The following is an 11728-nucleotide window of genomic DNA, read 5'->3' on the forward strand; positions in this document are numbered from 1 at the left end:
CCGCGCGGCTGGGATAATGGCGGCCACTGTGCTTCACACCCATTCGTTCGAAATCTACTCATGAAACAAGATCCGCGTTTTCCCAACCTCTTCATCCTCGACCACCCGCTCATCCAGCACAAGCTGTCGCACATGCGCGAGCACGATACCTCGACGCGCACCTTCCGCGAACTGCTGCGGGAAATCACGCTGCTGATGGGGTATGAGATCACGCGCGACCTGCCGCTGACCACCCGTACCGTCAAGACCCCGCTGGTGACGATCGATGCGCCGGTCATCGCCGGCAAGAAGCTGGCGATCGTCCCGATCCTGCGCGCCGGTATCGGCATGAGCGACGGGCTGCTGGAACTGGTGCCCTCGGCGCGCGTCGGCCACATCGGCGTGTTCCGCGACCCGGATACCCACGAGCCGGTCGAGTACCTGGTGCGCCTGCCGGACACGAACGAGCGCACGTTCATCCTGTGCGACCCGATGGTCGCGACCGGCAATTCGGCGGTGCATGCCGTCGACGTGCTGAAGAAGCGCGGCGTGGCGAGCGAGCAGATCCTGTTCCTGGCGCTGGTCGCCGCGCCGGAAGGCGTCGAGGTGTTCCAGAAATCGCACCCGGACGTCAAGGTGTATGTCGCCTCGCTCGATTCGCACCTGAACGAGGATGCGTACATCGTCCCCGGCCTGGGCGATGCCGGCGACCGCATCTTCGGAACCAAGTAGGGCTGGTGCGGAGATGCACGCGGCCGACCAGCAGTTCTTCGCGCGCCTGGCTTCGCTGAACGACAGCTTCGCCAGGGGATTGCCGTCGACGCTCGACCGCCTGGCAGCGCTGGGCGCCGAGCTCGATCCGAACGCGCCGGCGCCGGCCGCAGGCGAACTGGCGGCCATGCTGCACACGGTCGCCGGCTCCGCCCTTACCTTCGGCTACCGCGGCCTGGGACAGCATGCGCGCGCGCTCGAGCAGCGCCTGCGCGTCCTGATGACCTTCGATGCGGTCGCCGCCAGCGACTGGTCGACGTGGCTCGCCGAACTGGCCCGATTCGTCGAGCACGCCCGTCTCGATCCGCACGCGTTATCCTGAACCGGCTTCGGCCGTAATGCTTATTCGCAATAAATCATTGGTGAATCGTTTGATGCGGCGCAAATTTATTGCCACTCGTTGCCCTATTCTTTCTGTACTGCCGAATGCAAAAAGTCGCGTAACAGATGAGGTAAGAGTTGATGTAAGGAATTTTTACTGAAATTGTTGCGGGTTCGAGGATTTTTATTTTGCGAAGTAGACGTTAATTCGTTTTTATTCGGTATAATGCGGGATCGTTGGGTTGTAGGTAGTAGTGCAGTCTGTCTGTCATTCCTTTCTTGCTTCTTCAAACGATCTTAAACGGGCGCGAGCCCAACTTAACTGAAATAGGAAATTGTAATGGCAACTGGCATCGTTAAATGGTTCAATGATTCGAAGGGTTTTGGCTTCATCACCCCTGACGAAGGCGGCGAAGATCTGTTCGCACACTTCTCGGCAATCCAGACCACCGGCTTCAAATCGCTGCAAGAGAACCAGCGCGTTTCGTTCGACGTGACCACCGGCCCGAAGGGCAAGCAGGCCGCGAACATCCAGCCGCTGTAATCGCTCTCCAGCGATGACAGAAAATCCCCGGATCTGCCGGGGATTTTTTTTGCCCGTACCCCTTGCGTAGCGCGGCGCTACAGGCCGCGCGCCTGCCAGTATTCCGGCTGAGCATAGCTGCGGCGCAGGAAATCCACGAAGGCGCGGATGCGCAGGGGCAGGTGCCGGCGTTCCGCGAACACGGCATAAATGTCGTTGCCCGGCGCAGCATAATCGTCCAGCACCGTGCGCAGTTCGCCCGTCGCGATCTGCGCGCCCACCTCCCACATCGAGCGCCATGCCAGGCCCTTGCCGGCCAGCGCCCACGCGTGCAGCACGGCGCCGTCGTTGCACTCCATGTTGCCGCCCACCTTGAGCGTGACCGGCTTGCCGCCGTCGAGGAAGGTCCATCCGCGCTGGCTGCCTTCGCTGCTGATGGCCAGGCAGTTGTGCCTGGCCAGGTCCGAGGGCGCGCGCGGGATGCCGTGCCGCTTCAGGTAAGCGGGCGACCCTACGACCACGCGATGGTTGTCGGCCAGCTTGGTGCCGACCAGGCTCGAATCGTTGAGGCTGGCGATCCGGATCGCCACGTCCACGCCTTCGCCGACCACGTGGACCAGGCGGTCGGTGAGGTTCAGGTTGACCGTGAGCTCGCGGTGCTCGGCCAGGAAGGAGGGCAGCAACGGCGCCACGTGCTGGCGTCCGAAGCCGGCCGGGGCCGATACGAGCAGGTGGCCCGTCGCGCGGGCGCTGCGCTCGGCGGCGGCGGCCTCGGCTTCCTCCAGTTCGGCCAGGATGCGCTGGCAGTCTTCCAGGAAGGCTGCGCCCTCGATGGTCAGCACCAGCCGGCGCGTGGTCCGCTGCAGCAGCTTGACGCCCAGGCGCGCCTCGAGCGCATCGAGGCGGCGGCCGATCATGGCCGGCGCGATGCCTTCCGCCCGCGCCGCCGCCGACAGGCTGCCGCGCGCCACCACTTCCACGAAGGTCGAGATCTGCCTGAACTTGTCCATCCTTGCTCCTATTTGATACAAAAACGCACAGATGTAGTGAGAAAATGTATCGTTTAGCTATCTTGAAGTGAATATACTTGATGCTATGACAAACGCCAAGGCAGCCCCACGGCTGCCGGCCTGCACCGGTTCACTTATCTGACAGGAGTAAGAGCAATGACGATCGCCACCCCCGCCGGCATGGAAATCACGGCCGAGATCAAACCCGGTTACGAACGGATCCTCACGCTCGAGGCGCTCGAACTGGTCGCCACGCTGTCGCGCGCGTTCGAGCCGCGCCGGCAGGAACTGCTGGCGGCCCGCGCCGAGCGTGCGCGGCGTCTCGATGCGGGCGAGCGCCCCGACTTCCTCCCGGAGACCGCGCACATCCGCGAGGGGGACTGGAAGATCGCGCCGATCCCGAAGGCGCTCGAATGCCGTCGTGTCGAGATCACCGGGCCGGTCGAGCGCAAGATGGTCATCAACGCGCTGAACTCGGGAGCCGACAGCTACATGACCGACTTCGAGGATTCGAACACGCCCAACTGGGATAACCAGATCACGGGGCAGATCAACATGGTCGATGCGGTGCGCAAGACGATTTCGCTCGAGCAGAACGGCAAGACCTACCGGCTGAACGACAAGGTGGCGACCCTGGTGGTGCGTCCGCGCGGCTGGCACCTGGACGAGAAGCACGTGCTGGTCGACGGCAAGCGCGTCTCCGGCGGCATCTTCGATTTCGCGCTGTTCATGTTTCACAACGCCAAGGAGCAGCTGGCGCGCGGCGCCGGGCCGTATTTCTACCTGCCGAAGATGGAATCGCACCTCGAGGCGCGCCTGTGGAACGACATCTTCATCATGACCCAGGAAGCGCTTGGCCTGCCGCGCGGCACCATCAAGGCGACCGTGCTGATCGAGACCATCCTGGCCGCCTTCGAGATGGACGAAATCCTGTACGAGCTGCGCGAGCACAGCGCCGGCCTGAACGCGGGGCGTTGGGACTACATCTTCTCGTGCATTAAGAAATTCAAGCTGGACAAGGACTTCTGCCTGGCCGACCGCGCCAAGGTGACGATGACCGCGCCTTTCATGCGCGCCTATGCGCTGTTGCTGCTCAAGACCTGCCACAAGCGCGGGGCGCCGGCGATCGGCGGCATGTCGGCGCTCATTCCGATCAAGAACGATCCGGCGAAGAACGAGGTGGCGATGGGCGGCGTGCGCAGCGACAAGGCGCGCGATGCCACCGATGGCTACGACGGCGGCTGGGTCGCCCACCCGGGCCTGGTCGAGCTGGCGATGACGGAATTCACCAAGGTGCTGGGCGACAAGCCCAACCAGATCGACAAGCAGCGCCCGGACGTGAAGGTCACCGCGCGCGAACTGCTCGACTTCAAGCCCGAGACCCCGATCACGGAAGAAGGCCTGCGCTACAACATCAATGTCGGCATCCACTACCTGGGTGCCTGGCTCGCAGGCAATGGTTGCGTGCCGATCCACAACTTGATGGAAGATGCGGCCACGGCCGAGATCAGCCGCTCCCAGGTGTGGCAGTGGATCCGCTCGCCGAAGGGCGTGCTGGAAGACGGGCGCAAGGTCACCGCCGACATGGTGCGCGCGATGATTCCGGAAGAGCTGGGCAAGGTGAAAGGCGTCGCCCCGAACGGAGACAATCCGAGCTATGCGCGCGCGGCCGCGATCTTCGAGCAAATGTCGACCTCGGATACGTTCGCCGAGTTCCTGACCTTGCCCTTGTACGAAGAAATTTAAACGAAGAAATTTAACTCTGTAGGGTGGCCGGCTCAGCCGGCCACCCTGCGACAGTGTAAAGCCGCCAGATCAAAACGCATTCTTCCACTCCCGCAGCGCCGCGAAGGCCTGCACCGGCGCTGCGCCTTCCTGCAGCCTGCCGGCCTCCACCAGGCTCCTGACGATCCCCGGCTCGGTATAGCGCAGGAACGGATTCGTGCCTTTTTCGAGCCCGATGGTCGACGGCACCGTCGGCAGCCGGGTGCCGCGCCGTTCCGACGCATCGCGCATACGGAAGGCCAGTCCCTGGTTGTCGGGTTCGACGGCCTGTGCGAAGCGCAGGTTCGATACCGTATATTCGTGCGCGCAATACACCAGCGTGTCATCCGGGAGCGCCGCCAGCTTGGCGAGCGAAGCCGCCATCTGCTCGGGCGTGCCTTCGAACAGGCGTCCGCAGCCGCCGGCGAACAGGGTGTCCCCGCAGAACAGCCAGTGCGTGCCCGGCGCGCGCCGGACGTAGGCGATGTGGCCCAGGGTATGGCCGGGCACGTCGAGCACTTCCAGTTCCAGGTCGAGCCCGTCCACCCGGATGCGGTCGCCCTCGCCGAGCGCGTGCGTGATGCCCGGGATGCCGTCGTTGCGCGGCCCGTAGACCGGCACCGGAGACTGCGCGAGTAGCGATGGCACGCCGCCGATATGGTCAGCATGATGATGCGTGAGTAAAATGGCAGTGAGAGCCAGGTCGTGCGCGGCGAGGGCGTCGCGCACGGGGCCGGCATCTCCCGGGTCGACCACGGCGGCATGGACGCCGTCGTGGATGATCCACAGGTAGTTATCGTTAAAGGCGGGAACGGTGAGGACCGACAGGTCCTGTCGCGCAGTGCTCGAGTGCGGTGATGTCGTCATGGTGAAGTGAAAGAAGGGGTGGCATGGACAGCGCGGCTTCCGAAAAATCCATTATAGCGCTCGACCTCTGGCTGCAATCGCCGGCGGGCGCCTACGTGCGCGCGTTCGAGCAGGCCTGCCTCGACGAGCTGACGGCCGACATCTTCGGTTTCAATGCCCTGCAGATCGGCGTGCCCCAGCTCGATGCGCTCGCCGCCAACCGCATGCCCAACAAGTGGCAGGCCGCCACCCGTACCTCGACCGACAACGAACTCGCGTTCGCGGCGGGCGGCAAGCAGATCGCGGTGGCGCTCGATTTCGCCGAGCTGCCGTTCGCCTCGCACAGCATCGACCTGGTGGTACTGCCGCATGTGCTCGAGTTTGCGAGCGAACCGCACCAGGTGCTGCGCGAAGTCGAGCGCGTGTTGATCCCGGAAGGGCAGCTGATCATCTGCGGGTTCAATCCGGCCAGCCTGTGGGGGATGCGCCAGGGCGTGGGCCGGCTCACCAACAACGGCTACCTGCCGGCTTCCGGCGAGTTCATCTCTATGCCGCGCCTGAAGGACTGGTTAAAATTGTTGAATCTCGGCGCCACGCGCAGCTATTTCGGCTGCTACGCGCCGCCGTGCCGGACAGCCCATTGGCTGAGCCGGTTCTCGATGATGGAATCGGCCGGACGCCGCTGGTGGCCCTACCTGGGCGCCGTGTACGTGGTCCACGCCATCAAGCGGGTCAAGGGCATGCACATCATCGGACCTGCATGGAACAAGAAAACGAGCAAGCGGCCGGCAGCAGTGCCGGCGGCAAACAGAGAATGAGCGACAACATACAAGCAAGCGCGGCACCAGCAAGCACCCCGACCAGGGTCGAAATCTTCACCGACGGCGCCTGCAAGGGCAATCCGGGCACCGGAGGCTGGGGCGCGCTGCTGGTCTCGAACGGCCACGAGAAGGAAATCTTCGGTGGCGAACCCAACACCACCAACAACCGCATGGAACTGCGCGCCGTGATCGAAGCCCTGGGCGTGCTGAACCGCCCCTGCCAGGTCGTGCTGCATACCGACAGCCAGTACGTGCAGAAGGGGATCTCGGAGTGGATCCACGGCTGGAAGGCGCGTGGCTGGAAGACCTCGGCCAAGGAGCCGGTCAAGAACGACGACCTGTGGAAGGCGCTCGACCTGGCCCAGCAGCAGCATGCCGTCGAGTGGCGCTGGGTGCGTGGACACAACGGCCACCCGGGCAACGAGCGGGCCGACGTGCTGGCCAACCGCGGTGCGGCCTCGGTGCGCCGCTAGCCGGGCGCCATGAGCCGTCGCAACCTGTCTTCGCAACGAGTTGTCGATAAGCACCGGTACGCGCCGATAAGGCGCTGCCGGGGCGCGCGGTTTGCTATACTTCGGTTGCCTCAAATCAACCGAATGCTCATCATCCGCCCATGCGCCAGATTGTCCTAGATACCGAAACCACCGGCCTGAATCCCCGCACGGGCGACCGCATCATCGAGGTCGGCTGCGTCGAAATCTTCAACCGCAAGCTGACCGGCAACAACTTCCACCGCTACATCAATCCGGAGCGCGACTCGGACGAGGCGGCACTGGCGGTGCACGGCTTGAGCACCGAATTCCTGAGCGACAAGCCGAAATTCCACGAGATCGTCGACGAACTGCGCGCATTCGTCCAGGGCGCCGAAGTCATCATCCACAACGCGCCCTTCGACCTCGGCTTCCTGAACGCCGAGTTCCAGCGCCTCGGCCTGCCGCCCTTTACCGACCACTGCAGCGGCGTGATCGATACCCTGGTGCAGGCGAAAGAACTGCACCCTGGCAAGCGCAATTCGCTGGACGCGCTGTGCGACCGCTACGAGATCTCGAACGCCCACCGCAAGCTGCACGGCGCGCTGCTGGACTCGGAACTGCTGGCCGACGTCTACCTGGCCATGACGCGCGGCCAGAACTCGCTGACGATGGATGTCGCCGTCGAGTCCGCCTCGGCCGGCGACCTCGGCGAAGCCGGCCCGCTGGGCGAGATCATCGTGGTGGCGGCCAGCAGCGACGAGCTGGCGGCGCACGAAGAAGTGCTCGCCGGGCTCGACAAGAACGTGAAGGGTAGCTGCATCTGGCGCAATTATTCCCCGCAGGGGTGACGGCGCGATCATTCTGTGCCATAATACGCCTCGCTTCGGGAGGTTAGCTCAGGGGTAGAGCACTGCATTCACACTGCAGGGGTCGCAAGTTCGAAACTTGCACTTCCCACCAGGATTCATCAGGAAAGCCGCGCAAGCCGTGCGGCTTTTTCGCTTTCAAGGCCGCGCGTTGCGCGTGGATTCGAAGCGGTCGGCAGCAGGGCGTGCTGTAGCCGATACTGAGCTGGTTTATATTGATAAATCTCAATATTTAAGGCATAATGCACGCCATTGGGAGGTTAGCTCAGGGGTAGAGCACTGCATTCACACTGCAGGGGTCGCAAGTTCGAAACTTGCACTTCCCACCAGAATATCGAAGGCCCGCAACTGTCCAGGTTGCGGGCCTTTTTGCATTCCGGAGGCGTTCGGAAAAGGGCGGGGCGGCGGACGATAGGGCCGCCGCCGCGAGCCAGCAATCAGGAACGGACGCGTCTGCGGCGGGCTCCCAGGGCCGCCAGGCCGCCGGCCGCGAACAGCGCCAGCGACACCGGTTCGGGTACCTGGCGCGCCGGCTGTGCCAATAGCACCTGCCGCAATTCCCCCGTCGCGCCGCCGCACGGGACGCCTGTGGTCCAGCCACAGCCGGCCTCCGGCATGCCGCGGTCGCTGTCGGCGCCCAGGATGGTGAAGATCCTGCCTTGCGATGCGAGTTCGATGTGGTTGCTGGCGTCGTTGGCGCGGATCCAGCCGCTGAGGTAGCCGCCCGGCTCGAAACGCAGGCTCATGTCGAGCATGCCCAGGCCCATGCGGAATTGTCCGTCTGCCGGCCGGTACGACATCGGTGTGTCCAGGCCGGGGAAGGCGTAGAACAGCGACACCAGGCCGGCATCGGGATACGACGCTTGCCAGTCCATGAACGGCACGCTGAAGTCGAGTGCGCCGCCCTGGACGGCGGCATCGGTGAATTCCAGCCGCAGCGTGATGTCGCGCGGCGTCTCGTCGTTGAACGGACGCCACTCGTAGATGACGCCGGCGTGGCTACTGGTCGATATGACGAGGCAGGCAAGGCCTGCCAACAGGGATTTGAGTGCCATCCGCGCCTCCAAAAAATTGCCATATTAATTGAACGGCAATTCCATGGCGCACGAAAGATTCCTATTAGCTATTTTGTTGTTTTTCTGTCGCACGCTCATGCGGCATGCATGCGCGGGCCGCATTGCGGGCGCGACCGACCCTATGGTTGGTCCGTCTGGCCGGCGCGCAGCCAGCTGAACAGCACGGCCATCATGAACGGCCCGACGAACAGGCCGATGACGCCCATGGTCGAGACGCCGCCCAGCAGGCCGAACAGCACGGCAAGGAAGGGCAGGTTGACCCGGTGTCCGATCAGCTTCGGGCGGATGAACTTGTCGACCATGAACAGCTCGACCGCGCCCCAGGTAAAGAGTCCAAGTGCCGCGCCGGCGTGGCCCTGGCCGAGCAGCAGCAGCGACACCATGGTGAAGGACAGCGGCGCGCCGCCCGGGATCAGCGCCAGGTAGCCGGTGAGCACGCCCAGCAGCGCCGGGGCCGGGGCGCCGGCGACGTAATAGGCAACGCCCAGCACGACCCCCTCGAGCACGGCGATCGAGCACAGGCCCAGGGCCGTGCCGCGCACCGACAGCGGCAGGATGCGGCGCAGGTTGCCGTAGTGGTCGGGCAGCAGGCGTGCGCCGGCGCTGTCGACGTAGCGTATGACGGCCGGGCCATGCAGGTAGAGGATGAACAGGGTCAGCAGGGTCAGGAACAGATACAGCGCGTTGGCAAGGATGGCCGAGCCCCACAGGCGCGCGGCACCGGTCAACCGGGGCGCGACGTCGCCGATCGTGGTCTGAATCAGGGCGTTCAGGCCGCCCGGCACCGCCAGGTGTTCCTGCCACCAGGCGATCACGCGTTCAGCCACCAGCGGGACGCGGGCGAGCCACTCGGGCGCGGCGACGCCGACCTCGTTGAGTTCGGACAGCAGGCGCTGCACGCCGACCAGTTCGTTGCCGAGCGCCTTGATCAGGAGCAGGGACGGACCGAAGAAGCACACGATCAGCAGCGTGAGCAGCACGCTGGCGCTCGCCATGCGCGGTACGCCGCGCGCCTGAAGGCGTTCGTGCAGCGGCCAGGTAATGACCGCCAGCAAGCCGGCCCAGGCCAGCGAACCGAGGAAATGCTGCAGGAGGAACGCCAGTGCGAGCGCGAACAGCACCGGCAGCACGAGTGACGAGTAGCGCATCCCGGACCGACCCGCGATCAGCCGCGCTGGAGCGCGGCGATGCGCTCCTCGCAGGACGGGTGGCTACTGAACAGCGGCATCATGCCGCCCGGGTGGGCCGGCGCTGCGATGGCGAGCTTGGTCGCGATGAGGAGTGCAGTACGATTCATGGTTCCGTGTGCGTATATCAAATACCCCGCATCATGCGGCCGGCGGCCGCATTTGCTGATGCGAAAGGATAAAGCACCGGACCTTTCGGTAAAAGTACTGATTACCGAAACATTACTTCGGAAAAATAGAAGCAAGGCTGAGTCAGCTTGCCGGCAAGCTATTTTATCAGCTTAGCCAGAAGCTCAGCCTGTCAAATCAGCCGTGCAGGTCCTCGTCCTTGAGCGTCCCGTTGGCGTACAGGCGCAGCAGGATGGCAACCGGCGGCGGAATCACGACACCGGTTTCGAAACGGCTGCCGCTGGACTGGGTGACGCCAAACCGGCTCCAGAACTTTTCCTGGCTTTCGCGCTTGCGGATTCGCAGGCGGCGCAGGTCGTGCGGCGCAGCCGGCCATGGAACGTTGCCGGACAGCGTGGATGGCGGCGTCGCCGCGACGTCCTGCTCCATGCCCAATTCTTCACCCATCATCCTGCCCGCCATTGCTTGTCCCTTCCGTTGAACCGTGTTGTGTTGAGCTTGCGGCCATACACTGTGCAGGTGTTGCCGCACCAGAACCTGATCGTAATCGGAAAGACCGGGGCCAAGGCTCTCGAAATGTCACGGGGTATCACTTTTTGTAGATGACGCTCCGGTTACCCGGCAGGCGTCGGCTGCCCCGGCGGCCGAGGGATGCCTACGGAATGCGCGGAATCTGGAGTATGATCGCCTAGTTTCTTTTTGACATCAAATTGCCGGGCGATGAAGACCAAGACCGACCTCGCCGGCGCCGCCACGACCTTCGCTGCGCGCGCCGTGAACCTTGCCCAGTGCGGCCTCGTCGTGCTCGATGCGGCGCAGGAGATCGTACTGTGGAACAGCTGGATGGTGCCGCGTTCCGGCTACGCGGCCGCGCGCGTGGGCGGGCGCTCGCTGTTCGACGTGTTCCCGGAACTGCGCGGTTCGCGGGTCGAGTCGGCGGTGCTGGCCGCGCTGGCCGAGGAAGTGGCGACCGCGATCCCGCAGGCGCATGGACGCTCGCCCTTTCCCTTGCGCGAAGCCGGCAGTTTCGACGGCGCGCGCATCGACCAGGCCGTGAGCGTGACGCCGTTCAGCGATGGCGCCGAGCGCTACTGCCTGCTTGAGATCCGCGACGTGACCGGTACGGTGGACCGCGAACGGCGCCTGCTCGACCATGCCGAATCCTTGCGCGCCCGTTCCTACGTGGATGGGCTGACCGGGATCGCCAACCGCCGTCATTTCGACGTCGCGCTCGATCGCGAACTGCGCCGCGCGCAGCGCAACGGCGGCGCGCTGGCGCTGCTCCTGATGGACATCGATTCGTTCAAGGCCTACAACGACCATTTCGGCCACCAGCAGGGCGATGCCTGCCTGGTCGCGGTGGCGCGGGCGCTGGCGGGCATGCTCAAGCGGCCGGCGGACATGGCGGCGCGTTACGGCGGCGAGGAGTTCGCCGCGATCCTGCCCGATACGACGGCCGAACAGGCGCGGGCGCACGCGAACGCAATCCGTGCGCACGTCGCCTCGCTCGCCATCCAGCACGCGCCTGCCGCAGTACGGTCCCATGTCACCTTGAGCATCGGCGTCGCCGGCTTCGACCGGGAGTGCCTTCTCGATGCCGCGAGCCTGATCACGGCCGCGGACAAGGCCTTGTACGCTGCCAAGCGCAGCGGGCGCGACCGCGTCGTGGTGGACGGTGACCCGGTCGGGCGGGCGCAGGCAGGCGCGGCGTCCCGGGCGTAAGCGTGTTCACAGGCCCGGCAGGTGCAGAACGCGCCGCGCGGCAGCATGGTCGTGAATCCTGTGGCACAGGGGCATTCGAACCGAGACATGCCGCCCAGCCATCCTGTAGAATTGCCTGGGTGCAAGGGAGCTGCCGTGGCGTGCGTTGGCGGGTCTACGCCGCCTCTCTCGAGCCGGCTCGTCAGCTTGCGCCGGGCCCGGCATTCGTCGTGTACACTGGCCCTGCCAGGACTGTTGCTG

14 protein-coding genes and 2 tRNA genes are annotated in these 11728 nt (G+C 64.7%); 10 read left to right on the plus strand and 6 right to left on the minus strand.

Annotation, left to right across the window (positions count from 1 at the left end):
- Positions 1-60: 60 nt before the first annotated feature.
- From upp to ACFFJK_RS07930, 3 genes are all read left to right on the plus strand, one after another.
- Complete coding sequence (gene upp, locus ACFFJK_RS07920) at positions 61-711, plus strand: uracil phosphoribosyltransferase (RefSeq protein ID WP_379678640.1); 651 nt, start codon at positions 61-63, stop codon at positions 709-711.
- Positions 712-724: 13 nt separating this feature from the next.
- Positions 725-1072: an Hpt domain-containing protein gene (locus tag ACFFJK_RS07925; RefSeq protein ID WP_379678641.1), complete on the plus strand. Its 348-nt coding sequence runs from the start codon at positions 725-727 to the stop codon at positions 1070-1072.
- Between the two features lie 339 nt (positions 1073-1411).
- Positions 1412-1615, plus strand: coding sequence for a cold-shock protein (locus ACFFJK_RS07930; protein WP_258830103.1), 204 nt, complete (start codon positions 1412-1414; stop codon positions 1613-1615).
- Between the two features lie 77 nt (positions 1616-1692).
- Here the strand turns inward: ACFFJK_RS07930 and ACFFJK_RS07935 are convergent, their stop codons facing one another.
- The gene (locus ACFFJK_RS07935) at positions 1693-2604 is read right to left on the minus strand and encodes a LysR family transcriptional regulator (RefSeq protein WP_379678642.1); all 912 of its coding nucleotides are present in this window, start codon (positions 2602-2604) and stop codon (positions 1693-1695) included.
- 156 nt (positions 2605-2760) lie between these two features.
- On the opposite strand from ACFFJK_RS07935, the gene aceB reads away from it, so the two are divergent.
- Positions 2761-4350, plus strand: a complete 1590-nt coding sequence (gene aceB, locus ACFFJK_RS07940; protein ID WP_379678643.1) for a malate synthase A — start codon at positions 2761-2763, stop codon at positions 4348-4350.
- 69 nt (positions 4351-4419) lie between these two features.
- Here aceB and gloB read toward each other — a convergent pair whose 3' ends face one another.
- Entirely contained in the window at positions 4420-5235 is an 816-nt protein-coding gene (gloB, locus tag ACFFJK_RS07945) for a hydroxyacylglutathione hydrolase (RefSeq protein WP_379678644.1), read from the minus strand.
- Positions 5236-5258: 23 nt separating this feature from the next.
- On the opposite strand from gloB, the gene ACFFJK_RS07950 reads away from it, so the two are divergent.
- The 5 genes from ACFFJK_RS07950 (at position 5259) to ACFFJK_RS07970 (ending at position 7703) form a co-directional block, all read left to right on the plus strand.
- The gene (locus ACFFJK_RS07950; RefSeq protein WP_379678645.1) at positions 5259-6032 is read left to right on the plus strand and encodes a class I SAM-dependent methyltransferase; all 774 of its coding nucleotides are present in this window, start codon (positions 5259-5261) and stop codon (positions 6030-6032) included.
- On the plus strand, positions 6029-6508 hold the full coding sequence (rnhA, locus tag ACFFJK_RS07955; protein ID WP_379678646.1) for a ribonuclease HI: 480 nt from the start codon (positions 6029-6031) through the stop codon (positions 6506-6508). The genes ACFFJK_RS07950 and rnhA overlap by 4 nt, the downstream gene beginning before the upstream one ends.
- Positions 6509-6648: 140 nt before the next feature.
- Positions 6649-7356, plus strand: coding sequence for a DNA polymerase III subunit epsilon (gene dnaQ / locus ACFFJK_RS07960; RefSeq protein ID WP_379678647.1), 708 nt, complete (start codon positions 6649-6651; stop codon positions 7354-7356).
- Between the two features lie 37 nt (positions 7357-7393).
- Positions 7394-7468, plus strand: a tRNA-Val gene (locus ACFFJK_RS07965).
- Between the two features lie 160 nt (positions 7469-7628).
- Positions 7629-7703 (plus strand) — tRNA-Val (locus tag ACFFJK_RS07970).
- A gap of 108 nt (positions 7704-7811) precedes the next feature.
- Here the strand turns inward: ACFFJK_RS07970 and ACFFJK_RS07975 are convergent.
- From ACFFJK_RS07975 to ACFFJK_RS07990, 4 genes are all read right to left on the minus strand, one after another.
- Entirely contained in the window at positions 7812-8429 is a 618-nt protein-coding gene (locus ACFFJK_RS07975) for a PEP-CTERM sorting domain-containing protein (RefSeq protein ID WP_379678648.1), read from the minus strand.
- A 140-nt stretch (positions 8430-8569) separates the two neighbouring features.
- Positions 8570-9598, minus strand: coding sequence for an AI-2E family transporter (locus tag ACFFJK_RS07980; protein WP_379678649.1), 1029 nt, complete (start codon positions 9596-9598; stop codon positions 8570-8572).
- 17 nt (positions 9599-9615) lie between these two features.
- Positions 9616-9747, minus strand: coding sequence for a hypothetical protein (locus ACFFJK_RS07985; RefSeq protein ID WP_379678650.1), 132 nt, complete (start codon positions 9745-9747; stop codon positions 9616-9618).
- Between the two features lie 196 nt (positions 9748-9943).
- Positions 9944-10228, minus strand: a complete 285-nt coding sequence (locus ACFFJK_RS07990; protein ID WP_379678651.1) for a helix-turn-helix domain-containing protein — start codon at positions 10226-10228, stop codon at positions 9944-9946.
- Positions 10229-10486: 258 nt separating this feature from the next.
- Here ACFFJK_RS07990 and ACFFJK_RS07995 point away from each other — a divergent pair, with 258 nt between their 5' ends.
- A complete protein-coding gene (locus ACFFJK_RS07995) occupies positions 10487-11488 on the plus strand; it encodes a sensor domain-containing diguanylate cyclase (protein ID WP_379678652.1) in 1002 nt (333 codons plus the stop codon).
- Positions 11489-11728: the final 240 nt, after the last annotated feature.

Origin of the sequence: Massilia consociata (assembly GCF_042432755.1) — a bacterium.
In the GTDB taxonomy this organism is placed as follows: domain Bacteria; phylum Pseudomonadota; class Gammaproteobacteria; order Burkholderiales; family Burkholderiaceae_D; genus Telluria; species Telluria consociata.

Excerpts from the sequence above, each read along its gene's own strand:
- upp (WP_379678640.1), top strand. The coding sequence starts at position 61 with ATGAAACAAGATCCGCGTTTTCCCAACCTCTTCATCCTCGACCACCCG.
- ACFFJK_RS07925 (WP_379678641.1), top strand. The coding sequence starts at position 725 with ATGCACGCGGCCGACCAGCAGTTCTTCGCGCGCCTGGCTTCGCTGAAC.
- ACFFJK_RS07930 (WP_258830103.1), top strand. The coding sequence starts at position 1,412 with ATGGCAACTGGCATCGTTAAATGGTTCAATGATTCGAAGGGTTTTGGC.
- ACFFJK_RS07935 (WP_379678642.1), bottom strand. The coding sequence starts at position 2,604 with ATGGACAAGTTCAGGCAGATCTCGACCTTCGTGGAAGTGGTGGCGCGC.
- aceB (WP_379678643.1), top strand. The coding sequence starts at position 2,761 with ATGACGATCGCCACCCCCGCCGGCATGGAAATCACGGCCGAGATCAAA.
- gloB (WP_379678644.1), bottom strand. The coding sequence starts at position 5,235 with ATGACGACATCACCGCACTCGAGCACTGCGCGACAGGACCTGTCGGTC.
- ACFFJK_RS07950 (WP_379678645.1), top strand. The coding sequence starts at position 5,259 with ATGGACAGCGCGGCTTCCGAAAAATCCATTATAGCGCTCGACCTCTGG.
- rnhA (WP_379678646.1), top strand. The coding sequence starts at position 6,029 with ATGAGCGACAACATACAAGCAAGCGCGGCACCAGCAAGCACCCCGACC.
- dnaQ (WP_379678647.1), top strand. The coding sequence starts at position 6,649 with ATGCGCCAGATTGTCCTAGATACCGAAACCACCGGCCTGAATCCCCGC.
- ACFFJK_RS07975 (WP_379678648.1), bottom strand. The coding sequence starts at position 8,429 with ATGGCACTCAAATCCCTGTTGGCAGGCCTTGCCTGCCTCGTCATATCG.
- ACFFJK_RS07980 (WP_379678649.1), bottom strand. The coding sequence starts at position 9,598 with ATGCGCTACTCGTCACTCGTGCTGCCGGTGCTGTTCGCGCTCGCACTG.
- ACFFJK_RS07985 (WP_379678650.1), bottom strand. The coding sequence starts at position 9,747 with ATGAATCGTACTGCACTCCTCATCGCGACCAAGCTCGCCATCGCAGCG.
- ACFFJK_RS07990 (WP_379678651.1), bottom strand. The coding sequence starts at position 10,228 with ATGGCGGGCAGGATGATGGGTGAAGAATTGGGCATGGAGCAGGACGTC.
- ACFFJK_RS07995 (WP_379678652.1), top strand. The coding sequence starts at position 10,487 with ATGAAGACCAAGACCGACCTCGCCGGCGCCGCCACGACCTTCGCTGCG.